The 21,978-nt window shown below is 72.4% G+C and carries 26 protein-coding genes; 15 read left to right on the top strand and 11 right to left on the bottom strand.

Annotated features, from left to right (window positions below):
- Positions 1–39 precede the first annotated feature (39 nt).
- The 7 genes from ABZ570_RS24260 to ABZ570_RS24230 all read left to right on the top strand — a co-directional run bounded on the left by ABZ570_RS24260 (position 40) and on the right by ABZ570_RS24230 (position 7,739).
- Positions 40–1,332 carry a pitrilysin family protein gene (locus tag ABZ570_RS24260; RefSeq protein ID WP_358067830.1) on the top strand — a complete coding sequence of 431 codons (1,293 nt, stop codon included), beginning with the start codon at positions 40–42 and terminating at the stop codon, positions 1,330–1,332.
- On the top strand, positions 1,329–2,675 hold the full coding sequence (locus tag ABZ570_RS24255) for a pitrilysin family protein (RefSeq protein WP_358067827.1): 1,347 nt from the start codon (positions 1,329–1,331) through the stop codon (positions 2,673–2,675). Before ABZ570_RS24260 ends, ABZ570_RS24255 begins: the two co-directional genes overlap by 4 nt.
- 225 nt (positions 2,676–2,900) lie before the next feature.
- Positions 2,901–3,926: an aspartate-semialdehyde dehydrogenase gene (locus tag ABZ570_RS24250; protein ID WP_358067824.1), complete on the top strand. Its 1,026-nt coding sequence runs from the start codon at positions 2,901–2,903 to the stop codon at positions 3,924–3,926.
- Positions 3,927–4,147: 221 nt separating this feature from the next.
- Complete coding sequence (locus tag ABZ570_RS24245; protein WP_358067821.1) at positions 4,148–4,588, top strand: PPOX class F420-dependent oxidoreductase; 441 nt, start codon at positions 4,148–4,150, stop codon at positions 4,586–4,588.
- 79 nt (positions 4,589–4,667) lie between these two features.
- The gene (locus ABZ570_RS24240; RefSeq protein WP_358067818.1) at positions 4,668–5,084 is read left to right on the top strand and encodes a CBS domain-containing protein; all 417 of its coding nucleotides are present in this window, start codon (positions 4,668–4,670) and stop codon (positions 5,082–5,084) included.
- A 229-nt stretch (positions 5,085–5,313) separates the two neighbouring features.
- Complete coding sequence (locus ABZ570_RS24235; protein ID WP_358067815.1) at positions 5,314–5,685, top strand: SCP2 sterol-binding domain-containing protein; 372 nt, start codon at positions 5,314–5,316, stop codon at positions 5,683–5,685.
- The gene (locus ABZ570_RS24230; RefSeq protein ID WP_358067812.1) at positions 5,685–7,739 is read left to right on the top strand and encodes a glycogen debranching N-terminal domain-containing protein; all 2,055 of its coding nucleotides are present in this window, start codon (positions 5,685–5,687) and stop codon (positions 7,737–7,739) included. The genes ABZ570_RS24235 and ABZ570_RS24230 overlap by 1 nt, the downstream gene beginning before the upstream one ends.
- A gap of 7 nt (positions 7,740–7,746) precedes the next feature.
- Here ABZ570_RS24230 and ABZ570_RS24225 read toward each other — a convergent pair whose 3' ends face one another.
- The 6 genes from ABZ570_RS24225 to ABZ570_RS24200 all read right to left on the bottom strand — a co-directional run bounded on the left by ABZ570_RS24225 (position 7,747) and on the right by ABZ570_RS24200 (position 13,321).
- Positions 7,747–8,391 carry an alpha/beta hydrolase gene (locus tag ABZ570_RS24225; RefSeq protein WP_358067809.1) on the bottom strand — a complete coding sequence of 215 codons (645 nt, stop codon included), beginning with the start codon at positions 8,389–8,391 and terminating at the stop codon, positions 7,747–7,749.
- Positions 8,392–8,527: 136 nt separating this feature from the next.
- Positions 8,528–9,223, bottom strand: a complete 696-nt coding sequence (locus ABZ570_RS24220; protein ID WP_358067806.1) for a hypothetical protein — start codon at positions 9,221–9,223, stop codon at positions 8,528–8,530.
- Positions 9,224–9,296: 73 nt separating this feature from the next.
- Entirely contained in the window at positions 9,297–10,010 is a 714-nt protein-coding gene (locus ABZ570_RS24215; RefSeq protein WP_358067803.1) for a response regulator transcription factor, read from the bottom strand.
- Positions 9,983–11,146, bottom strand: coding sequence for a hypothetical protein (locus ABZ570_RS24210; RefSeq protein WP_358067896.1), 1,164 nt, complete (start codon positions 11,144–11,146; stop codon positions 9,983–9,985). The genes ABZ570_RS24215 and ABZ570_RS24210 overlap by 28 nt, the downstream gene beginning before the upstream one ends.
- A gap of 31 nt (positions 11,147–11,177) precedes the next feature.
- Positions 11,178–12,356: an ATP-binding protein gene (locus tag ABZ570_RS24205; protein ID WP_358067800.1), complete on the bottom strand. Its 1,179-nt coding sequence runs from the start codon at positions 12,354–12,356 to the stop codon at positions 11,178–11,180.
- 164 nt (positions 12,357–12,520) lie between these two features.
- Positions 12,521–13,321, bottom strand: a complete 801-nt coding sequence (locus ABZ570_RS24200; protein ID WP_358067797.1) for a methyltransferase domain-containing protein — start codon at positions 13,319–13,321, stop codon at positions 12,521–12,523.
- Positions 13,322–13,400: 79 nt separating this feature from the next.
- Here ABZ570_RS24200 and ABZ570_RS24195 point away from each other — a divergent pair, with 79 nt between their 5' ends.
- Positions 13,401–13,850 carry a hypothetical protein gene (locus tag ABZ570_RS24195; RefSeq protein WP_358067794.1) on the top strand — a complete coding sequence of 150 codons (450 nt, stop codon included), beginning with the start codon at positions 13,401–13,403 and terminating at the stop codon, positions 13,848–13,850.
- Positions 13,851–13,878: 28 nt separating this feature from the next.
- Here the strand turns inward: ABZ570_RS24195 and ABZ570_RS24190 are convergent, their stop codons facing one another.
- Both ABZ570_RS24190 and ABZ570_RS24185 read right to left on the bottom strand, forming a co-directional pair.
- A complete protein-coding gene (locus ABZ570_RS24190; protein ID WP_358067791.1) occupies positions 13,879–14,727 on the bottom strand; it encodes an alpha/beta hydrolase in 849 nt (282 codons plus the stop codon).
- Positions 14,728–14,778: 51 nt separating this feature from the next.
- On the bottom strand, positions 14,779–15,426 hold the full coding sequence (locus ABZ570_RS24185) for a TetR/AcrR family transcriptional regulator (RefSeq protein WP_358067788.1): 648 nt from the start codon (positions 15,424–15,426) through the stop codon (positions 14,779–14,781).
- Positions 15,427–15,517: 91 nt separating this feature from the next.
- Here ABZ570_RS24185 and ABZ570_RS24180 point away from each other — a divergent pair, with 91 nt between their 5' ends.
- A complete protein-coding gene (locus ABZ570_RS24180) occupies positions 15,518–16,717 on the top strand; it encodes an FAD-dependent oxidoreductase (protein ID WP_358067785.1) in 1,200 nt (399 codons plus the stop codon).
- Between the two features lie 393 nt (positions 16,718–17,110).
- Here ABZ570_RS24180 and ABZ570_RS24175 read toward each other — a convergent pair whose 3' ends face one another.
- On the bottom strand, positions 17,111–17,350 hold the full coding sequence (locus ABZ570_RS24175) for a winged helix-turn-helix domain-containing protein (protein WP_358067782.1): 240 nt from the start codon (positions 17,348–17,350) through the stop codon (positions 17,111–17,113).
- 349 nt (positions 17,351–17,699) lie between these two features.
- On the opposite strand from ABZ570_RS24175, the gene ABZ570_RS24170 reads away from it, so the two are divergent.
- Together ABZ570_RS24170 and ABZ570_RS24165 are read left to right on the top strand one after the other, a co-directional pair.
- Positions 17,700–17,870, top strand: a complete 171-nt coding sequence (locus ABZ570_RS24170; RefSeq protein WP_358067779.1) for a hypothetical protein — start codon at positions 17,700–17,702, stop codon at positions 17,868–17,870.
- Positions 17,871–18,055: 185 nt separating this feature from the next.
- Positions 18,056–18,646, top strand: a complete 591-nt coding sequence (locus tag ABZ570_RS24165) for a DinB family protein (RefSeq protein ID WP_358067776.1) — start codon at positions 18,056–18,058, stop codon at positions 18,644–18,646.
- Positions 18,647–18,688: 42 nt separating this feature from the next.
- Here ABZ570_RS24165 and ABZ570_RS24160 read toward each other — a convergent pair whose 3' ends face one another.
- On the bottom strand, positions 18,689–19,126 hold the full coding sequence (locus ABZ570_RS24160) for a hypothetical protein (protein ID WP_358067773.1): 438 nt from the start codon (positions 19,124–19,126) through the stop codon (positions 18,689–18,691).
- 286 nt (positions 19,127–19,412) lie between these two features.
- On the opposite strand from ABZ570_RS24160, the gene ABZ570_RS24155 reads away from it, so the two are divergent.
- Together ABZ570_RS24155 and ABZ570_RS24150 are read left to right on the top strand one after the other, a co-directional pair.
- Positions 19,413–19,544: a hypothetical protein gene (locus ABZ570_RS24155; RefSeq protein WP_358067770.1), complete on the top strand. Its 132-nt coding sequence runs from the start codon at positions 19,413–19,415 to the stop codon at positions 19,542–19,544.
- Between the two features lie 50 nt (positions 19,545–19,594).
- A complete protein-coding gene (locus ABZ570_RS24150; protein WP_358067767.1) occupies positions 19,595–19,813 on the top strand; it encodes a hypothetical protein in 219 nt (72 codons plus the stop codon).
- A gap of 106 nt (positions 19,814–19,919) precedes the next feature.
- Here ABZ570_RS24150 and ABZ570_RS24145 read toward each other — a convergent pair whose 3' ends face one another.
- Positions 19,920–20,609 carry an HAD family hydrolase gene (locus tag ABZ570_RS24145; protein WP_358067764.1) on the bottom strand — a complete coding sequence of 230 codons (690 nt, stop codon included), beginning with the start codon at positions 20,607–20,609 and terminating at the stop codon, positions 19,920–19,922.
- Positions 20,610–20,920: 311 nt separating this feature from the next.
- Between ABZ570_RS24145 and ABZ570_RS24140 the strand changes: the two genes are divergently transcribed.
- Both ABZ570_RS24140 and ABZ570_RS24135 read left to right on the top strand, forming a co-directional pair.
- Positions 20,921–21,229, top strand: coding sequence for a hypothetical protein (locus tag ABZ570_RS24140; RefSeq protein WP_358067761.1), 309 nt, complete (start codon positions 20,921–20,923; stop codon positions 21,227–21,229).
- 180 nt (positions 21,230–21,409) lie between these two features.
- Positions 21,410–21,754 (top strand): hypothetical protein, encoded by a 345-nt coding sequence (locus tag ABZ570_RS24135; protein WP_358067758.1) that lies wholly within the window; start codon positions 21,410–21,412, stop codon positions 21,752–21,754.
- Positions 21,755–21,978 lie beyond the last annotated feature (224 nt).

The following is a 21,978-nucleotide window of genomic DNA, read 5'->3' as shown; positions in this document are numbered from 1 at the left end:
CGTCCCCTTTCCGCCCGCGAGATCGGATAGCGTCGTGCCATGCCCGACAGCGGTTACCCCTGGCCCATCGAGACGACCCGACTGGACAACGGCCTGCGCGTGGTGGTGAGCGAGGACCGTACCGCCCCCGCCGTCGCCGTCAACCTCTGGTACGACGTGGGCTCCCGGCACGAACCGGAGGGACAGACCGGCTTCGCCCACCTCTTCGAGCACCTGATGTTCGAGGGCTCGGTGAACGTGGCGAAGACCGAGCACATGCGGTTCATCCAGGGGTCCGGCGGCTCGTTGAACGCCACCACCAACCCGGACCGGACCAACTACTTCGAGACCGTCCCGGCCGAGCACCTGGAGCTGGCGCTCTGGCTGGAGGCCGACCGGATGGGTGGCCTGGTGCCCGCGCTGACCCAGGAGACGCTGGACAACCAGCGGGACGTGGTCAAGAACGAGCGCCGCCAGCGCTACGAGAACGTCCCGTACGGCGACGCGTGGCTGCGGCTGCTGCCGCTGCTCTACCCGCCCGGCCACCCGTACCACCACGCGACGATCGGGTCGATGGCCGACCTGAACGCCGCCGACCTGCCCGTCTTCCAGGCGTTCCACACCACGTACTACGCGCCGAACAACGCGGTGCTCACCGTGGTCGGGGACACCACCGCCGGCGAGGTCTTCGCGCTGGCCGACAGGTACTTCGGTGGCATCCCGACGCGCGCCGACATCCCGGCCGCCCCGGACGGGCGTACGGTGCCGGCGACCGGGCGGCCGACGGTCGAGACGGTCACCGCCGACGTGCCCGCGCCGCGGGTGTACGTCGCGCACCGGACCGCCCCGTTCGGCACCCCCGGCTACGACGTGACCACCGTGCTCGCCGCAGTCCTGGGCAGCGGCCGGGGCAGCCGGCTCTACCAGCGCCTCGCCGACGGGGAGCGGATCGCCCAGCCGGACCTGGTCGGGGCGTACGGGGTGGACCTGGCGCACGGGCCGGCCCCGCTGATCGCCACCGTCACGGCCCGGCCCGGGGTGACCGCCGAGCGGCTGCGCGACGGGCTGGCCGAGGTGGTCGACGAGCTGGCCACGGTGCCGGTGACCACCGCCGAGCTGGACCGCGCCAAGGCGCTGCTGAGCACCCTGTGGTGGCGGCAGATGTCCACCGTGGACGGCCGGGCGGACACGCTGGGCCGGTACGCCACCCAGTTCGGCGATCCGGCGAAGGCCGGCGAGCGGCTGCCCGCCTGGCTCGCCGTCACCGCCGAGCAGATCGCCGAGCAGGCCACCGAGCTGCTCGGTGCCGTCGACCGGGTGACCCTGACCTATGAGCCCGAGGAGAAGCCGTGACGCTGATCACCACCCGTCCGGGGCCGGGCGCCGCCCGCCCGTACCGGTTCCCGCCGGTGGTCCGCCGGGCCGTCGCCGGCGGGCAGGTCGTCGCCGCGCACCTGCCGGGGCAGAACCTCGCGGTCGCGCTGCTGCTCCTCGACGGGGGCGCCGGCCGGGAGCCGGTCGGCAAGGAGGGGCTGGGCGGGGTGCTCGCCAAGGCCCTGGAGGAGGGCACCGCGCAGCGCGACGCCACCGCGTACGCCCTGGCGATCGAGGCGCTCGGCACCGAGCTGGTGACCGGGTTGGACTGGGATTCGTTCCAGGTCAGCGTGCAGGTGCCGGTGGACCGGCTGAGGGCCGCCGTCGAACTGCTCGCCGAGGCCGTCCGTACCCCGAAGCTCGACCCGGCCGACGTGCTGCGGGTCCGCGACGACGAGGTGACCGCGCTGCGGATGGACTGGGCCAACCCCGGCCCGCGCGCCGACGCGGTGCTGCGCGCCGACCTGTTCGGCGCGGACAACCGCTGGGGCCGCCCGATGTACGGCGACCCGGACAGCGTGGCCGCCCTCGACGTGGACGACGTGACCGTCTTCCACTCCGAGTGGTTCATCCGCCCAGGGACGCTGATCGTCGTCGGCGACCTGGACCGGCTCGACCTCGACGCGCTCGGCGCCGCGGCGTTCGCCGGCACCGCCGGCGGGCCGGTGGAGAAGAGCGGCCCGATCGAGGTGCCGCTGCACGGCCAGCGGCGGGTCATCCTGGTCGACCGCCCCGGCTCGGTGCAGTCCACGCTCCGCCTCGGGCACCCGTCCCCGCACCGCGCCCACCCGGACTACGTGCCGATGACGCTCGCCGGCACCGTGCTCGGTGGGGCGTTCACCTCCCGGCTCAACCACCTCATCCGCGAGGTGCACGGCTACACGTACGGCATCCGGGGTGACTTCGCCTCGTCCCGCCGGTTCGGCCGCTTCGCGATCAGCTCCGGGGTGCAGACCGCGGTGACGGCGCCGGCCCTGGTGGAGGCGGTCGGCGAGGTCTCGCGTACCCAGCTGACCGGGGTGACCGAGGAGGAGCTGGCGGTGGCCCGCTCGTGGCGCGCCGGCCAGCTCTCGGTCGAGCTGCAGACCCCGCGGGCGATCGCGTCGGCGCTGACCACGCTGGTGGTGCACGACCTGCCGGACGACTACCACGCCCGGCTGCGCGAGTCGCTGCTCGCCGCCGACGTGGCGCAGGTCTCGGCGGCGGCCGCCGCCCACCTGCACCCGGAGTCGCTCACCCTGGTCGTCGAGGGCGACTCGGCAATCATCCGGGACGAGTTGGTCGCCGCCGGCCTGGGCGAGGTCGTCGACCACACGCCCTGAGGGTGTGATTTCCGTCGCGGGTGGGCAGAGCCGGGCGGCGGGGTGGGGCGTGCGGATGCTCCGGCCGGGCGGGCCGGCGGCGGGTGATCTTCCGGGGCGAGCGGCCCGGGAGCGTTGTCGTTGCAGGTGGCGTGGCCGGCCGGCGGGCGGGGCGGCGCCGGCCGGCGGCCCGCGCGGTGGGAAAGCCTTCCCGGTCCGGGCGTCCGGCTGGGTAGCCTCGCGGGCATGAGGATCGGCATTGTGGGGGCCACCGGCCAGGTCGGTGGCGTGATGCGGCGGGTGCTGGCGGAGCGCGAGTTCCCGGCGGAGCAGGTGCGGCTGTTCGCCTCAGCACGGTCGGCCGGGCGCACCCTGCCCTGGCGGGACGGCGAGATCACCGTCGAGGACGCGGCCACCGCGGACTATCGCGGGCTGGACATCGTGCTCTTCTCGGCGGGCAAGGGCACCGCCCGCGAGCTGGCCCCCCGGGTCGCCGGGGCCGGCGCGGTGGTCATCGACAACTCGTCGGCGTTCCGGATGGATCCCGAGGTGCCGCTGGTGGTCGCCGAGGTCAACCCGCACGCCATCGCCGATCGGCCGAAGGGCATCGTGGCCAACCCGAACTGCACCACCATGGCCGCCATGCCGGTGCTGCGCCCGCTGCACCAGGAGGCCGAGCTGGTCAGCCTGGTCGTCGCGACGTACCAGGCGGTCTCCGGCGCCGGCCTGGCCGGCGTGGCGGAGCTGGACGAGCAGGTCCGCAAGGTCGCGGAGCACGCGGCCGGGCTCGCTTTCGACGGGACGGCCGTCGAGTTCCCCGCGCCGCGTTCGTTCGCCCGCCCGATCGCGTTCAACGTGCTGCCGCTGGCCGGTTCGATCGTCGACGACGGCTCCTTCGAGACCGACGAGGAGCAGAAGCTGCGTAACGAGAGCCGGAAGATCCTGGAGATTCCCGGGCTGAAGGTCTCCGGCACCTGCGTCCGGGTGCCGGTCTTCACCGGCCACTCGCTCCAGATCAACGCCCGCTTCGCCCGCCCGATCACCCCGGCCCGCGCCCGTGAGCTGCTTGACGGCGCACCGGGCGTGGCGCTGGTCGACGTGCCGACACCGCTGGACGCGGCCGGCCAGGACCCGACGTACGTCGGGCGGATCCGGGCCGACGAGACGGTCGAGCACGGCCTGGCCCTGTTCTGCGCCAACGACAACCTGCGCAAGGGCGCCGCGCTCAACGCGGTGCAGCTCGCCGAGCTGGTCGCCGCCGAGCGTCGCTGACCCGGCTCCGCTCCGGCACCCTGCCCCCTGGCGGGCTGCGGCGGTCGGTGGAACGGTTCTGACTGATATGCCGCAGAGGCATATTTATGCCTCTGCGGCATATCGCTTTCGGCGGTACGCGGCTCCGCCTGGCCGACACGCCGGTCCGGCCCCGCTCTAGCGGCACGAGCGATGGCGCGGTGGGATGGAAGCGACCACGACGCGTCGACCTGGAGGACCCCATGGCGGACGAGCAGACCCGGCAGGCCCTGACCGACCTCATCGCGAGCCGTTGGCTCGGGGTGCTGGCCACCATCAAGCGGGACGGCCGCCCCCAGTTGTCCAACGTGGTCTACTCCTTCGACCGCGGGCCGGGCCTGATCCGGGTCTCGGTGACCGACGGCCGGGCCAAGACCGCCAACCTGCGCCGCGACCCGCGGGCCAGCTTCCACGTCAGCAGCGAGGACGGCTGGGCGTACGCGGTGGCCGAGGCGCGGGCCGAGCTGACCCCGGTGGCCGAGCGGCCGGACGACCCGACCGTCGAGGAGCTGGTCGGGCTCTACCGGGCGGTGCAGGGCGAACACCCGGACTGGGACGACTTCCGGCGGGCCATGGTCGCCGAGCGGCGGCTGGTGTTGCGGCTGCGCGTCGAGCGCGTCTACGGGATGCCCCCGCGCCGCTGACCGGCACCGCCGAACGCGGCCGGGTTACCCGGAGCGGGCCGGCGGGTAGACGGCGGTGCCGAACCGAGAGGGGAGCACCATGACAACGGTCGGAGAGTTCATGACGACCCGGTTGGTGACGATGGACGGCAACGACACCCTCACCGCCGCAGCGCAGGAGATGCGCGACAGCGCCATCGGCGACGTGGTGGTCACCGACGGCGACAACGTGGTCGGCATCGTCACGGACCGCGACATCACGGTCCGCGCCGTCGCCGAGAACATGGACCCGAACACGACCAGACTCAACCAGATCACCAGCAAGGACGTGGTGACGGTGAGCCAGTACGACGACGCGGTGGCCGCCGCCGACCTGATGCGGACGTACGCGGTGCGCCGGCTGCCGGTGATCGACGACGGCCGCCTGGTCGGGCTGATCTCGATGGGTGACCTCGCGGTCGAGCGCGAGCCCCAGTCGGTGCTCGCCGACATCAGCGCCGACGATCCCAACAACTGACCCGTCCGCCGCGGGTGAAGCCGGCCCTCCGCCCGGGGGGGCCGGCGTTCGCGTGCTTCCGGCGCCCCTTCCGCGCTGCCGCACGGTACGACGGGGAGACCTGGCGCGCCGTGCAGGACCGCTAGTGACCGGGCGACGCCTCACCCGATCCGGGCGAGGTTGACGGCGTATCCGGCGGGGACCCCTCCTCGGACGTCGAATGCCGCGGATCGCGGGAGGAGTGGACCGGATGGTGGACGCGACCACGAGGTTCTTCGAGGACCTGGACCGGCAGGGGTTCGGACCGCTGCTGGCCAAGAGTTCCGGGACCCTGCGCTTCGACCTGCACGAGGGCGCGCAGACCAGACACTGGCTGCTGCAGATCGACCGGGGAAACCTCCGGGTCCGGCAGGAGGACCGGGAGGCCGACACGGTGGTGGGGACCAGCCCGCGCCTCTTCGACGAGCTGGTCACCGGCCAGGAGAACGCCATCTCCGCCCTGCTCCGTGGCGACATGACCGTGTCGGGCGACCTGCGGCTGTTGCTCCAGGTCGAACGGCTCCTGCCCGGTCCCGCCGGCTCGCAGGGCCCGCGGCGCGTGTTCCGAAAGGAGGCGTCCTGATGGCCGGCGCCAACACCGTCCGGATCCTGGACGGAAACACGTTCATCGTCTCCGAGGACACCGGCGACATCGAGGCGACGCCGAGCGAACCGACCGGTCTCTTCGCCATCGACACCCGGTTCCTGTCGAAGTGGGTACTGACCGTCAACGGGGAGCGGCTCAACTCCCTGTCGTACGACGACCTCCAGTACTTCGAGGCCCGGTTCTTCCTGGTGCCCGGGATGGCCACGCACTACGTCGACGCGAAGCTGTCGATCATCCGGGAGCGCGCGGTGTGCGGCAGCTTCCGGGAGACGCTGACCATCCTCAACCACGACGAGAAGGCCGTCGACCTGGAAGTACGAATGGACGCCGGCTCGGACTTCGCCGACCTGTTCCAGGTGAAGGACGAGATTCTGAACAAGAAGGGCGAGATCTACTCGGAGGCCGAACCGGACCGGCTCCGGCTGGGCTACCGGCGGGGCAACTTCCGGCGGGAGACGATCATCTCCGCCTCCGTTCCGGCCCGGTACGACCGCGACGGGTTCGCCTGGACCATCCACCTGGAACCGAACGCGCAGTGGGACGCCGAAATCTCCGTGCGGACCACCGCGATCGGCCCGGGCGGCCGGGACCTGCGGATGGGGCTGCGCTCGACCGAGCGGCCGGACATTCAGCGTGACCTGGAGGAGTGGATCGCCCGGGCGCCGAAGGTCAACAGCGAGCACGGCGTGGTGGCCTCGACGTACCGGCGCAGCCTGATCGACCTGGCGGCGCTGCGCTTCTCGCCGATCTCCCTCGGTGGGCAGACCCTGCCGGCCGCCGGCCTGCCCTGGTTCATGACGATGTTCGGCCGGGACAGCATCCTCACCTGCCTGCAGGTGCTGCCGTTCGCGCCGGCGCTCTCCAAGACCACGTTGCGGATCCTCGGTGCCCTGCAGGGCACCCGGTTCGACGACTTCCGGGACGAGGACCCGGGCCGGATCCTGCACGAGATGCGGTACGGCGAGACGGCCGCCTTCGAGGAACAGCCGCACTCGCCGTACTACGGCTCGGTGGACGCGACACCGCTGTTCGTGGTGCTCCTCGACGAGTACGAGAAGTGGAGCGGCGACGTCGCGCTGGTCAAGGAGCTGGAACAGGAGTGCCGGGCGGCGTTGAAGTGGGTCGACGACTACGCCGATCTGGCCGGCAACGGCTACATCTGGTACGAACGGCGGAACACCGACACCGGCCTGGAGAACCAGTGCTGGAAGGACTCGTGGGACTCCATCTCGTACGCCGACGGCAAGCTGCCGCCGTTCCCGCGGGCCACCTGCGAGGTGCAGGGGTACGCGTACGACGCGAAGATGCGAGCCGCCCGGCTGGCCCGGGAGTTCTGGAACGACCCGGCCTACGCCGACCAGCTGGAACGGGAAGCGGCGGCGCTCAAGGAGCGGTTCAACCGTGACTGGTGGGTGGCGGACGGCGAGTACTACGCCCTCGGGCTGGACCCCGACGGCCGGCCGTGTGACGTGCTCAGCTCCAACATCGGGCACCTGCTGTGGAGCGGCATCGTCGACGAGGGCCGGGCGGCGAAGATCGCCGAGCACCTGGTCGGGCCGCGGCTCTTCTCCGGCTGGGGCGTACGCACCCTGGCCGAGGGCGAGGTCCGCTACAACCCGATCGGCTACCACAACGGCACGATCTGGCCGTTCGACAACTCCTTCATCGCCTGGGGCCTGCGCCGGTACGGGTTCGCCGAGGAGGCGGCCGTCATCGCCGACGGCATCCTGGACGCGGCGCGGTACTTCGACGGCCGGCTGCCGGAGGCGTTCGGTGGCTACCACCGGGAACTGACCAAGTTTCCCGTGGAGTATCCGACGGCGTGCAGCCCGCAGGCCTGGTCGACGGGGACGCCGCTGCTGCTGATCCGGACGATGCTCGGGTTGGAGCCGCACGAGGGGCACCTGTCGGTCGACCCGCGTCTGCCGGTGGGCATGGGGCGGATCGAGGTGCTGGACATTCCCGGCCGGTGGGGCAAGGTGGACGCCTTCGCCCGGGGTCGGCTGGACGTGCACAGCCTGGCCGCCTGACCAGGCATCACCGCGGCAGGACGGTGTCCAGGAACGCGGCGGTGACCGCCCGGATGTCCGGCCGGGCCAGGTCGAGGGCGTGCCCGCCGTGGGTGATCCAGGTGTGCACCGGGTGGCCGGCGGCGAGCAGCCGGCCGCTCAGTTCCACCGACTGCCCGGCCGGCACTGCCGCGTCCGCGCGCCCGTGCACCAGCAGCACCGGTACGCCGGACCCGAGGTGGGACGCCACCGCCGCGTCGACGGTGGCCGGGTCGCCCGGGGCGGGAGGGTGGCCGAGCAGGTCGGTCCACGGATCGTCGTGCCCGCGCATCCGCCGGTACTGCGGGTCCAGCGGGTCGACCGGCGCCCAGTACGCCAGCGCCGCGGCGACGTCGCCCGGCTGGTCCAGCCCGCGCAGGGCGAGGTGCAGGGCCAGCATTCCGCCGGCCGAGTCGCCCCCGACCAGCAGCGGCAGCCCGTCCGCCGCAGCCCGGGCCGCCCGGCCGGCCGCGCGTACGTCGTCGAGTTGGGCCGGCCAGCGTGCCTCGTCGACGAACCGGTAGGTCGCCGCGACCACCCGCAGCCCGAGCGACGCCAGCGCGCCGCCGTCCTCGTGGTACCGGACCCGCCAGCCGCCGCCGTGGATCCAGAGCAGCACCCCACGTTCGGTCATCCGATCATGGTCACCGGTCATCCGGCCGGCGCGCGACCCGAATCTGCCACGGGCAGAGCGGAAGCGGCGGGCAGGCGGGCCGGGTCGGCCCGTCCCCGGGTCGGGCACGTCATCAGGTCGTAGCGTCCCGGCAGGCTCATCGGCCTCCGGCGGCGCTACGCGCCGGGCGGTAGTAGTCGTCACGGGACAGGAACTCCACCGGCAGTGACCCCGGCAGGGTCACCGCACCCCGGGCGGGCCCGGGCGCTCCGCCGACCCGGAACAGCAGCGTGTCCCGCTCCGGCGGGGAGAGTTCCACCAGTTCGGGGCGGACCAGCCGGAACGCGGCCACCGCGCGGCGTACCTGTCGGGCCAGCGTGATGATCAGGGCGTCCGGGCCGGCGAGGGCGAGCGCCGGCTGCCGGATGGTCCGCAGGGCGTCGCAGACCACCCGCAGTTCGAGGTCACCGTCGGGGCCGTCGGCCAACTCCAGCCGGGATGGCCACTGCCAGCGGATCTGCCCGCTGACCAGGCGGGACAGCCGGACCGGGCGCCGGTGCCGGGCGGCCGTCCGGTCGTCCCGCCCGGGCACCACGGACAGTTCGGCGTCGGGGCAGACGTAGGCGAGCCGCCGGTCGGTCACGGTGACCGTCGCCGGGGCGGGAAGCTCCCAGGCGCGGACGTTCTCGGTGGGGCCGAGCAGTTGACCGGCCACGCCGAGCCGGTGCTGGGCGAGCACCCGCTCGCCCGGTTCGGGTACCAGCGCGTGGCGCCGGTCGAGCGCGGGACGGGCGGCGTCGTCCGCGTCGAAGCGGTGTGGCCCGATGAAGAAGGGTGCGGCGTCCTTCTGCACGGTCACGACCTTCCGGAGACGGTTGGCGATGATCCGAGCCTGGCCGACGCGACGTCGGGTGTCACGACACCCGTTAGGGGGTCGGCCGGTCGGTGGCCGCCTGTGACCGGTAGATGCCGATCTCTTCCGGCCGGACGAGTCCGTCCTCGATCGCCCGGGCGAGCAGCGCCGCCTTCGTGGCGGCCGGCCGGCCCGCACGGGTGTACTTGATCCGCGCCCGGTCCAGGTACTGCTTGACCGTGTGCTCGCTGATCCGCATCCGGCGAGCCACCGACGCTTTCGACATCGACTGGAACCACAGCAGCAGCGCCTCACGTTCCTTGTCCGACAGGGCCGGCCGGTCCGGCCCGGGGTCGCCGACCATCGCCCCGGCCAGCGCCGGCGGCACGTACGGGCGGTCGCTCGCCGCGGCGAGCACCGTGGCCACGCAGTGTTCGCGCCCCTCGTGCTTGGCGAGGAACGCCACCGCCCCGGCGTCGAGCGCGGCGAGCATGGTGGCCGGGTCGCTGTGCTCGGAGTAGACCACCACCCGCCGGCCGGCGGCGCTCAGCTCGGCGAGCTTGTCGATCACCATCCGCCCGTGCAGCCGCAGGTCGAGCAGGACCACCTCGGCCTCCGGGGCGGCCCGCAGCACCACGTCCGGGTCGTCCCCGGTGGCCAGTACGCGCAGCCGTGGCTCGCCGGCCAGCCAGGCGCGTACCCCGTCGATCACCACCGGGTGGTCGTCCACGATCGCCACGCCGACGGGCCGCCCGGCGGTCACCGCCGCCACCGGGTCTGCGTCCATCTGATCTCCCCGTCCCGCTCGTGCCCGAGTTCCACCGGCCCGCCTCCGTCCCCGTCCCCGCCCGGCGGGCCGGTGGTCCCGGGCCCGTCGTGGTCGGGGGTGACCAGGCTGGCCACCACCTCGTCCGGGCCGGCGACCACGGTCAGCCGCGCCCAGGCGCGGGCGTCGGCGAGCGCCGCGGTGAGCGGGTCGGCCAGCCGCCGGCGGACCTCGACCGGCAGTTCCGGTGGGACGCCGATGGCGACCAGCTCGATCGGCAGGCCGTTGCGTTCCGCCAGGTCGGCGGCGGCCCGCAGTTCGTGCAGCAGCGGATCGGGCACGTCGTCCGACTCGGCGATCAGCCGGCGCAGCCGGGCCGCGGCCAGCACGCAGCGCCGGCGCACCGCCGGATCGGCCGGGTCCGCGTCGCCGGCGGCGAGGGCGACCAGCACCTCCTCGGCGGTGCCGCTGACCAGGCCGAGCCGTGCCTGCCGCTCCGCCCGGGCCTGTTCCGCCACCACCCGTTCCGTCTCGACCGCCGCCGTCGCCGCGGCCGTGTCGGCCCGGTCCCAGGCCAGGGCGGCGAGCGCGGTGGCGCCGACGAAGACCGCGACCGGCAGCGAGGACGTGCCGTAGACGTACATCGCGTAGCGGGCGAGGTCGGCCGGCGCGGTCGCGTCGAACGCGACCACCGCGACGAGCGCGATCGCCGCGTGCGCGCCGAGCAGCGCCAGCAGCCACCCGACCGGCCGTCGCCAGAGCACCAGCAGGAAGAACCAGACCAGGCCGCCCCACGCCCAGTTCCCGGCGGCGAACAGCTGCCCGCCGCCGACCGCCGCGAACACCGCCACGTCGACCACCAGCAGCACCGCAGCCAGCCGCCCGGCGGACGGCAGGCCACCACGCAGCAGGCGTACGCCGGCCGCCACGCCGACCGCCGCGGCCACCAGCCACGCCGCGGCGATCACGGCCGTGGCGGCGGGCGCGGACCCGGCGCCGAGCAGCGCCGGCAGGTCGATCGCCAGGTGCCAGGCCAGCGCGATGGTGACCGCCGCGATCCGGGCGGCCCGGTCGGAGGCGCTCGCCACCGCGCTCGCCGCCCGGCCGGCCGGTCCCGACCGGTCGCGCCGCGTCCCGCCGGCCGCCGGGGCGGGCAGGCGGTTGACGTCGTCGAGGGCCTCGCCCAGATCAGCCGACACCGGTCCACTCCAGCCGGATCCGGGTGCCGGCACCAGGGGCGGATGTCACTTCTGCCCGGCCACCCACCGTCGCCATCCGCCCCACGATCGACTCGCGCAGCCCGTACCGGTGGGCGGGGACGGTGGCCGGGTCGAAGCCGGGGCCGTCGTCGGCCACCTCGACCACGACGGTGCCCGCGTCCCCAGCCAGGCGCAGCGTCGCGGTGGCACCCGGCGCGTGCCGGACCACGTTGGCCAGCGCGGCGGCGGCGCTGTCGGCCAGCGCCCCGGCGACGTCCGACGGCACGAGGCACGGCGCGAGCGTCGCGGCCACCGGCAGCTCGGGCAGCCGGGCAAGGGCCGCCCGCAGCCGGTCGTCCAGCGCCACCGGGCCGGCCGCCGGCGCCGACCTGGTGCCGGCCAGGGTGGCGAGGGTACGCAGGTCCGCCGCGCACCGCTCGCGCAGCGTGGCCGACGGGCCGGGTACCGCGCCGAGCCCGACCATGGTCAGCGTGCCGAGGAGCGTGTCGTGCAGGTCGCGGTTCTGCCGCCGCTCGGCCTCCCGGGCGGCCCGCGCCACCACCGCCTCGCGGGCCAGCCGCTGGTAGTCGGCGAAGCCAGCGTCGGCGCGGCCGATCCGGCGACGCATCACCGCGACCAGCGCCGCCGTGATGCCGATCTGCACCAGCAGCGTCGTCGCGTGCGCCCACGCCTCGACCCGGTTGCCGGCCGCGGTCGCGCCGGTCGCGTAGCCGGCGGTGACCAGCAGGCCGGCCGGGATCGACCAGCGGGCCGGGGCGGTGGTCTGCGCGTTGATCACGGTGGTGCTGGCGAGCACCGCGACCCAGCTCACCTCGCCCGGCAGCACCTCCGGCGCGACCAGCCACGGGATCGCCAGCCCGGTCGCGGTGGTGAGCGCGACGTCGCCGGCCACCATCGGGCCGGTGGCTCCGTGCCGCAGCGCGCGGACGGCGTACCAGACGGACCAGGCGGTCAGCACGGCGACCGCGGGCACCAGCAGCGCCACCCGGACGGGTGGGGTCCGGACCGTCAGGGCCACCACCGCGCCGACCAGGCCGCAGGTCAACCGGAGCAGCGCCGGCAGGGCGGTGAAGACGAGGGTGAACGCGCCGCCGGCCGGCCGGTCCAGGGCGGTCGGCGGTGAGGTCGTGGCGGCAACGACCGGCATGGGGGGAGGGCCCTTCCGGCAGCGACCGGGTGCGTCCGGGCAGCCTAGATTGACGCCGGAGAATAACATGCCCAACCGCAACTGGTCACCCTCGGTATACGCCGTGTCGCTCGCCCGGCGCCGTCCGCGGGGTGTCGCGGCAGCCCGAGGAAGACCCGGCCGGGTCAGGCGGGCGCGACCGCCAGCAGGTGCGCGCTGGCCCCGAGCACCGCCGGATCCTGCTCGAACGCCGCCGCGCAGGCCACCGCATCGTGGAAGAGCCGGTCGTCCGGGCCGCTGTCCAGCGCGTTCAGCAGCGGCCAGAGCGGGCCCTCCACCCCGTACAGCCGAGGTGCCGGCAGCCCGGCCGCGGCGAACTCCTCGACGAGCTGCTCCGGCCGGTGGAAGTAGGCGGTGGTGAAGCCGGTCTCCGGGTCGTTGACCCCGGTGGCGTACGCCCCGAGCAGGAGCGGGCGACTGCGCTCGTCCACCCGGCCCTGCGCGGTCAGGTCGATCAGCGCCGCGTTGCGGCTGATCACCGCCGCGACCACCGGGCCGCCGGGACGGGTCACGCGGACCGCCTCGCGCAGCGCGGTCACCCGGTCCGCCCGGTCCGGCAGGTGGTAGAGCGGGCCGAGCAGCAGCGTCGCGTCGGCCGAGCCGTCGGGAAGCGGCAGCTCGCGGGCGTCGCCGACGGTCGCCGTCACCTCGGGGTACGCCGTACGGGCGGCCGCCGCGTGCGCCGGCACGAGGTCGACCAGGTGCACCCGGTGGCCGGCCCCGGCCAGCCACCCCGCGTACGCGCCGGTGCCGCCGCCCACGTCGAGCACCACCGCCGGAGGCGCGGGCAGCGCGCGGGCCAGCAGGTCCCGGGTACGCCTCGCCTCCAGGCGCCCCTGTGGCGTGCGGTGCAGCCGGTCCGCCTCGGCGAAGACCTCGGTGTAGTACCGCCGGATGTCGGGTTCGGCCGGTCGATGCTGTGGCATTCGTCGATGGTGGACCGGCCGACCCACCCGCGGCATCTCGTTTACCGCCGGGGTGGCGGCCGCCCCCTACCCTCCGGGCATGACGTACCAGCCAATGATGGGGCCACCACCACAGAAGTCGCGGACCACCCGGGTCGTGCTCACCGTCGTCGGTGTCGTGCTCGCCCTCTGCTGCGTCGGCGGCTCCATCGGCGGCTTCTTCATCTACCGCGCTGCGAAGGATGCCCTCGGTCCGGCCAGGACCACCGTGGACACCTACGCCGGCGCCCTGGTCAGCCAGGACTACCCGACCGCGTATGGGCAGCTCTGCCGTGAGTTGCGGGACCGGTTCAGCCAGGACGACTTCGTCCGCCAGCAGTCCGACGGGACGCCGCTGGACGGGTACGAGATCGTCGGCCTGAACGTCCAGAACACCAACGGCCGGGCGTACGGGTCGGCGACCGTGCGGTACACCATGCGGCAGGGGATGCCCACCACTCAGACGTACCGCCTGACGAAGGAGGACGGGAACTGGCGGATCTGCCAGTGACCGCGGGAGTCACTGCTCGCGTCGGCGGCTAATGCCGAACGGCGTCGGCTCGTGCGCGCAGCCAGTTCAGTGCCGACCCGGCGTGCCGCAGCACCGAGATGTGGCCATCCTCCGGACAGCGGCGCAGCTCGGCGGCGGGGCAGTGCCGCGCCAGCCACTCGCCGTGCGCTACCGGCGCGATCCCGTCCCGGTCACCGTGCAACAGCAGGACCGGCGGCGTGACCTGCGCCGGGCGGAAGCCCCACGGCGAGACGTATGCCAGGTCGTCATCGATCAACCCGCCCGGCCCGGCCTGCGTCGCCGGGCCGACCACGCTGTCGAACCAGGACCAGTCGCCGTGCAGCGCGGCAAGGTCGGCCGGGGTGAACTCCGGGTCGTACTCGACGCCCGAGGTCTCGTGCGCCACCTTGGCCTCCCGGCCCGCCGCCGCAGCGCGCAGCGACGCCACCCCGGACGGCACCATGCCGGCGAACCAGTCCAGCCCCTTCGCGTCGTACGGGGCGAGCCCGGCGCCGCTCACCACCGCGACCACCCGGTGGGGCAGGAGCGCGCCGCAGGCCAGCGCGTGCGGACCGCCGCCGGAGTGGCCCATCAGGGCGAACCGCGCGATCCCCAGCGCGTCGGCCACCGCGGCGACGTCGTCGGCGGCGGAGGCGACGTCCCGCCCGGGGAAGGGGGTCGAGCCGCCGTAGCCGGGACGGTCGTACGACACCCAGCGCAGCCCGAGCCCGTCGGCGGCCGCGAAGAGGGGCGCGGGTGGGGCTCCGATGTTGGGTGTGCCGTGGTGCCAGAAGACGGCGAGCCGATCGTCGCCGCCGGTGTCGTAGACGTGCAGGGTGCGGCCGTCGCCCAGCCGGAGGTCCGTCTCGGTCACCATGGCGCGCAGACTAGCGGCCGGGGGCGACAGCAGAAAGACATGAGGCCCCGCTTACTCGGGCAGTTCGCTCGTCGGGCCACTCGCGACCTCCAGAACCGGACGGGGCCCGCGCGCAGGGCTGAAGACGCCGGCGCGGAGGGCCGCGGCGGCCGCGGCCGCGGTGCGTCGAGCGAACTCCTCGTCGATGGGCTCGTCGACGACGAGCAGCCGTAGGAAGAAGGGCGCGCCCAGGACTTCGATCGCGGCCCGGGCGTCGGTGTCTCGGGGCAGCTCGCCGCGGGCGACGGCGTGGTCGACGATGGCCGTGGCCAGTCCGAACCGTTCGGCGAAGAAGCCGCGGACGACCTGCCTGGCGCGCGGGTTGCGGGGCGCGGCCGCGGCCAGGGCGGTGACCAGCTCGCCGGGTTCGCCGGTCATGCCGCGCCGGACCAGCAACGCCAGTTCTTCGAGGTCGGTGTCGAGGTCGCCGGTGTCCGGGACCGGGACGACCACATCGGCGTACTCGCTGAGCAGGTCGCCGAGGACGCCTTCCAGGTCGGCCCACCGGCGGTAGATCGACGTCTTGTTGACGCCGGCTGCCTGGGCGATCCGTTCGACGGTCAGGTCGGCGTACCCGTCGACGAGGAGGTCCCGGGTGGCCGCGAGGACCGCGGACCGGACGCGGGCGCTGCGCCCGCCCGGTCGCTGGCCAACGGACATCGACACCTCCTCTATCGCACCGGCTGTTGCGTTACGCCTCCCCATGATGGCAGGCTGAAAAAGCAACACGAGTTGCGATTGGGGAGAGTTCATGAAGACCAGCGTCTGTGTCGTCGGCGGCGGGCCCGCGGGTCTCGTCCTCGGGCTGCTGCTCGCCCGGCAGGGGGTGGAAGTCACGGTGCTCGAGAAGCACTCGGACTTCCTCCGCGACTTCCGGGGCGACACCGTCCACCCCTCCACGCTGGACATGCTGGACGAGATCGGGCTCGGCGAACGGATGGCGGCACTGCCCGGGCGCAAGGTCGGCACCCTGCGCGCCACCTTCGACGACGGCACCTACCCGGTCGCGGATTTCACGCGCCTGCCGGCGCCCCACAACTACCTGTACTTCGTGCCCCAGTGGGATTTCCTGGAGATGCTCGCGTCCGAGGCGGCGAAGTTCCCGGCCTTCACGCTGCTCCGCTCCACCACCGTGACCGGCCTGCTCCGCGACGCGTCCGGCGCCGTCACCGGGGTGCGGGCCGTCGGCCCGGAGGGCGAGCGGGAGATTCGGGCCTCGCTCACCGTCGCCTGTGACGGCCGCGATTCGGCGGTACGCCGGGAGCTCGGCCTGCGGCCGGTCGACTACGCCGCGCCCATGGACGTGCTGTGGTTCCGGATCTCGCGCCGATCCACCGACGGCGACGGCCTGGCGATGCGGGTCGGCCCCGGCGGGCTGATCCTCGCCATCGACCGCGGCGACTACCACCAGTGCGCGTACGTCATCGCCAAGGGCGGCTACGACGAGATCCGCGCGGCCGGGCTGGAGGCGCTGCGGGAGCAGGTGGCGCGGCGGCACCCGCTCCTCGCCGACCGCGTCGGTGAGCTCGCCACCTGGGACGACGTCAAGCTGCTGACGGTGAAGCTCAACCGGCTGGAGCGGTGGCACGTGCCCGGCGCCCTGCTCATCGGCGACGCCGCGCACGCCATGTCCCCGATCGGCGGTGTCGGTATCAACCTGGCGGTACAGGACGCCGCGGCTGCCGCCCGCATGCTGGGCCCGAAGCTCGCCGCCGGGCAGCCGGTGACCGAGGCGGACCTCGCCGCCGTGCAGAAGCGCCGGCGCTTCCCGACGGTGGTGACCCAGAACATCCAGCGCGCCGCGCAGCGGCGCATCGTCGACCCGCTGCTGCACGCCACCGGCCGGATCGAGGCCCCGGCGCCGATCCGCCTGGTGAAGCGGTTCCCAGCGCTGCAGGCACTCCCCGCCCGGCTGGCCGGCATCGGCGTACGTCCCGAGCACGTGCGCTGACCAGCGTCGAGAGTGGACGTAATCTGGCCCCAATGAACGCGGCCTCGGCTGTGATACTCGCCTTGTTCGGTCTGAGTCTCTTGGGCGGCGGCATCTGGCTCGCGGTCCGAGTCACCCGCGGCGTGCTTCACCGCACAGCGTGAGGACCCCCAGCATGGCCGGCCGGCCCGGCCGATGCTGGGGGTCGCACGCCTCGGCCAGGGGAGGCCACGGCTGAACGGAAGCTGAGCCCGGAGCCTGCCCGAGCCGGGCTGCGCTCAGCTCACAAGGTCAGCAGGTGGCCCGCTTCGTCCGTGCCCAGCCGATCTGCTCCACACATCGAGGGCCAGCCCGACCACCTGGCGGAACCGTAGGCGCCCCCGCAGGATGTCGAGGCGAGCTGGGCCTTTGTGCCTACTTTCCAGGCTGCTCGGCGACGTAGGTGCCCCGCTGCGGGACCGTCATGACCAGCCCGCGCTCCCGCAGCAGACGTACTGCCTGCCGGACCGTGCCCCGAGCTACGCCGTACTCCTGCTGTAGCTGTGACTCGCTCGGGATCGGGCGAAGCGGCTCCAGTTCGCCGTCCGCGATGCGCTTCGCCACGAGATCGGCGACCTGGACGTACAGCGGTGTCGGCGACAGCGGATCGACCATGACACCACCCTCTTCAACGTCCTGGACGCGCTAGACTTGCGGTACGTACTAGACGTCTATAGACGTACAGGTTTACGGTTGGCGGCGAGCCCGGAACAAGAGGAGGTACGGATGTTGTCGAAGTGGCGGAACTGGACGCGGAGCCGGTGGGTCGGGCGAAGGGAATCCGCCGACCTGACGGGTCCAGCAACGCTCTATCAGAACCGCTCGGGAGCACTCAGCCCGCAGGCGGTCACGCCGGTCCAGATCCGCCGAAACTCCGGACCTGGCTGGGCAAACGAGCCGACGATGGAGTACCAGCGCGCACCGTTGCTGACTCGCGGACAGGCGTATCGGGCCGGAGGTTGGCGTGCCTGAGATCCCGTTCGCCGTCATCCTCGCGTCGTACTGCGTCGAGTACCACGAGCGGAACAATTGCTCTGCATGCACCCTCTGCGGATGTCTTCGGCTGGCGGACGCCCTCGACAAGTTCCGGGCGGAGCGGCTGGAGCGCCACCGTCTCCGCCGGGCGGGCGTCTGATGCCGAAGCAGGTGCACTCTTCGCTCCGGTCCACTCACCACCGGAGGCTGCCAGCCGGGGTGGCGGCATGAGCAGGCTCACCTGTGCCGCTCAGCTCTCCAAACTCGATTTCTCGGGAGCCAACGCCGGGTCATTTGATGATCAGTTAGCTGAACGGCTCGGCCGCAGAAGGCAGACTGGCAGGCATGGCTGACATGGGCGACCCGAAGACCGTGCTGCACCACTACCTCAGGGCGACTCGCGAGGACGTGATCTGGAAGCTCGACGGGCTTGGCGAACGCGATGCCAGACTGCCCCGCACCTCGACCGGCAACAACCTGCTGGGGGTCCTCAAGCACTGCCTCAATGTCGAAGCCGGCTACTTCGGGGCCACCTTCGGGCGCGAGTTCCCGACACCCGAGGAGTTGGTCCCGATGGCGGCGTACGAGGAGGACCCGCAAGCAGACTGGTATGCGCGGGAGGACGAGACGAAAGACGGGCTGATCGACCTCTACCGTCGGGTCGCGGCCTTCGCTGACCAGACGATCGAGCAGCTACCGCTCGACGCCCCGGGGCGGGTGCCGTGGTGGGGGCCAGGCGGGCAGGACGTGACCCTGCAACGGATCATCGTCCACGTGATCTATGACCTGGCCCGTCACGCAGGCCAGGCCGACATCATGCGCGAGCAGCACGACGGGGCGATCGGCTGGCAGCGGGAGAACACCAATGTCCCCAACGACTACGACTGGCCGGCCTACGTCGCCAAGCTGACCGAGCTCGCCGACCGGTTCGGGTAGTCGGAACGGTACGTAGGGGTACGACCAGGGCGGTAGCGTTGGTCAATCTGGCTTGGGGGCGAAGGGGTGGCGGCGGGGTTGCCGTAGCTCCCGGTCCGCCGGGCAGAGGTAGCCCCAGGCCGCCCCTGCCACCGACCCCAGACCTGGCAGGGCATTGCCCCACTTCGGCGAGCGGTCGCCGACGTGGCGGAGATAGCGCTGATGGATCGCCACCTCGCCGTACTTCGCGTCGTGCCGCCAGAGGGCGTACGGCTGCTCGCGCAGCCAGTCGCAGGCCGTGTCACCCTCGGCGATCAGATCTGCGGTCGGCGGCAGCACCTGCAGCGGCTCGTCGCTTTGCCGGTCGCCGTACTGCTTGAGGTACGTCAGGTATCCGTCCTCGTCACGAGGATGGGTGACATGGACGCCGAGAACGGCGACCGGTACGGCGAGCAGGCCAGCCACGGCCAGTCCCAACACGACCCGCAGGCGTTTCCTCATGCGGCCAGGTTAGATCGAGGCGCGCCTCTTCGTCTGCCGGTGGCCCGGGAACTGCGCCGGGAGGATGCGCTTCGGGTCGTTGATGACCTGGGGTGAGGGTGGTGCGCCCGGCAGGATTCGAACCTGCGGCCTTGGGATTAGAAGAAGATCGCGGATGCCTGGTCAGGTGCCTGCTTTCCTGGTCAGCCGGTCTGCCGTTGTCGGGTCGCGTCGGTGTCAGCGGGTGGTCTCGGCTGCACGGAAGGCTGTACCGTCCCGGCGTGGATTGGGGGATGCGGTCAGCTGGGTGGCCAACGTGATGCTGTCGGTGTACCCGCAGGACCGCCTCAACGCCGAGGCGTTCGGCGAGTGGCTCGACAAGGAGTGCCCCCGTCGTGAGGTAGGCATGAGCCCGGGGGCTGCGGCTACCTGCGCCTGATCACCGACGCGAACAACCAGTGGGGCGGGCACAAGAGCCCCGAATGTCAGGTGTACGCCGGCGCGCTCAACCATGCCGACCTCGCTGCTGTTGTGGACCACTTCGGTTCCCTTGCCTGGCGCAACCCCAAGGCCGCGCAGCTCTTCGTGATGGACCAAGAGGACTGGTTCTTCCGCGTCTGGATGATTCGCAACGGCGCCCCGCGGCAGTACGCCCCTTCGTCGCCGAACGAGGAGGACGACGAGTTTTGGCCCAGCGCCGGGTCGTAGCCGCAGTTTGGAAGAGCGTGCTCAACCGGCCGTGATGCCCGACGCCTGCGGCTGCCGGCTCGCTGGGGTGCATCTCGTGCCCGCTCGTGACCGCTGCGCGCCACGGTTACTGGCCCACGGATGGCCCATGCTGGCCTTCGGAGGAGTCCTCGCCTCGCAGTACTTGGACAGCGGCCACGACGTCCGTGACGGTGCGGTCAGGCGGGGTGAGCTCCGCCGGCCAGTCCTTCCCCCGGCTGACCCAGAGGGTGGCAAGCCCTGCCGTGCGGCCACCCTCGACATCAAGTACAGGGCTGTCACCGATCGCCCAGCCGCCGCCCAACAGATCGAGGCCGCACCCACGGGCTGCCGCCTCGAAGATCTCGCGTGCTGGCTTCCGGATGCCCAGCTCCCCGGACACTGCCCAGGCATCGACGCATCGGTCCAGCCCAGTACGCCTGATCTTCCCTAGCTGGTTGTCGGCCTGACCGTTGGTCACGATCGCGACCGTCCAGCCGTCGTCGCGCAGCAGTGTCAGCGACGCCAACACCTCTTGGGGGCAGCTCACCAACTCCGGCATCCGGCGTCGGTACTGCCTCCATGCTTCATCCACCGAGGCTGCCAGTCCGAAACGCTCCGTCACCTCGCCGAAGAACCAGTCACGGGGCACGGACCCGTCCTGATCCGTAGCGATCAGCCAGGCCAACGCGTCGTCCGGCAGTTCGCGATCGGCGCAGAACTCGACCGCCCAGCGCCGGAATGCCTCCGAACGGTCCACGAGCGTGTTGTCGAGATCGAAGAGCGCCAACCGCTGCATGGTCAACAACCGTACCGGGCGGGTAAAGCGGATCTCCTCGTCGGGCAGTCGACAGACCGTCCAGCCTCCATGGACGGGGACAAGGTGGAGCGCCCAACCGGACGAGTCTCAATGGCGGCTGTCAAGGGCCGGCGTCGACGGGGCGCGTCGGCCTTGGGATTAGAAGAAGATCGCGGATGGCTGGTCGGGCGGCTGCACACCTGGTCAGCCCGTCCGTCGTTGTCGGGCAGCGTCGGCGTAAGCGGGCGCGCTTGGCTGTACGGATGGCTGTACCGTCGCGATGGATCATCGGAAGCAACGGGGAGGCGAGGATGGTCGAACCAGCTTGCGCGGTCGCCTTGGCGGCGTTGGCCGACCTGTGGGATCAGGGATGTCCCATCGCGTCACCCAATGATCGTGAACGGCTCGTCGACGTCGGCCTACGCCGTTGGCACAGCTTCCATCGGAGGCACCCTCGCATCCGCCAGCCAACGCACGAGGCCAGGATTCGCGACCTGGTGCGTGGGTTGGTTGAGGCAGTCGAGGCCGAACCGCGCTTGGTCGGCCCGCTGGTCAAGGACTATGAGTGCGTCGCGGAGGCGATCGCCGCAGCCGCCGTTTCCTCAACGCGGGAGCCTTGATTCGTCCGAACCGTCAGTTTGGAAGAGCGTGCTCAAGCGGTCGTGATGCCCGAGATGCCTGCTCGCGGAAGCCGACCCGGTTACCTCTCGTGCCCGCCCGTGACCGCTCGGCCCGTTGGGTACTGGCCCATGGATGGCCCGCCGCCGCAGGCACCTCAGCCCCGGGCAAGAATCACCGCCATGCCGAAGATGGTTGTTGAGATCCACGTCCCGCTACTGGCCGCTCCTGGGCTCGCAGATGACGAGTACCCGTTCTCATGGATCGATGATGTTCAGGACTTCCTGGCGGACCTGGATGAGCAGGGCGACGTCCAGGAGTACGACGACGGGGAAGAAGACGGGGACGTCTACATCTTCTTCATCACTGGCAGCAGTGAGAGCGCCCTGCTACGGGTTGCCTCTGAGGTGGCAGCCCTCGACCGGGTGCCTGCTGGTGCCTTTGCAATGGTCACAGACGACGAAGTAGAGGAGTTCGGGATGGGCCGGCGCGTAGCGCTGCCGCCGTCCCCAGCATCAGCCAATTAGCGGAACCGCGGTTGCTGCGGATCCCCTTGCTAGGCAGCCGGCAGACCGGCCAGCCTCCCGGGTGAAGGTGGCCGCCAGTCTGCCCCCATCCCCCTGATAGGTGCCAAGGACTGCGGCACCCGGTCGGGGTCAAGGGTGGCCGTAGGCCATCGGCGTGCCGACGCGTAGGGCCCTTGACGCCGTCCGGGTGGCGTAGAGGATCGGGCAGCCGGGGGATGGGTCAC

It is taken from the genome of Micromonospora sp. NPDC007271 (assembly GCF_040634005.1).
GTDB lineage: Bacteria > Actinomycetota > Actinomycetes > Mycobacteriales > Micromonosporaceae > Micromonospora.
Note: the sequence above shows the minus strand (reverse complement) of the source record. Positions and strands in the feature narration are given on the sequence as shown.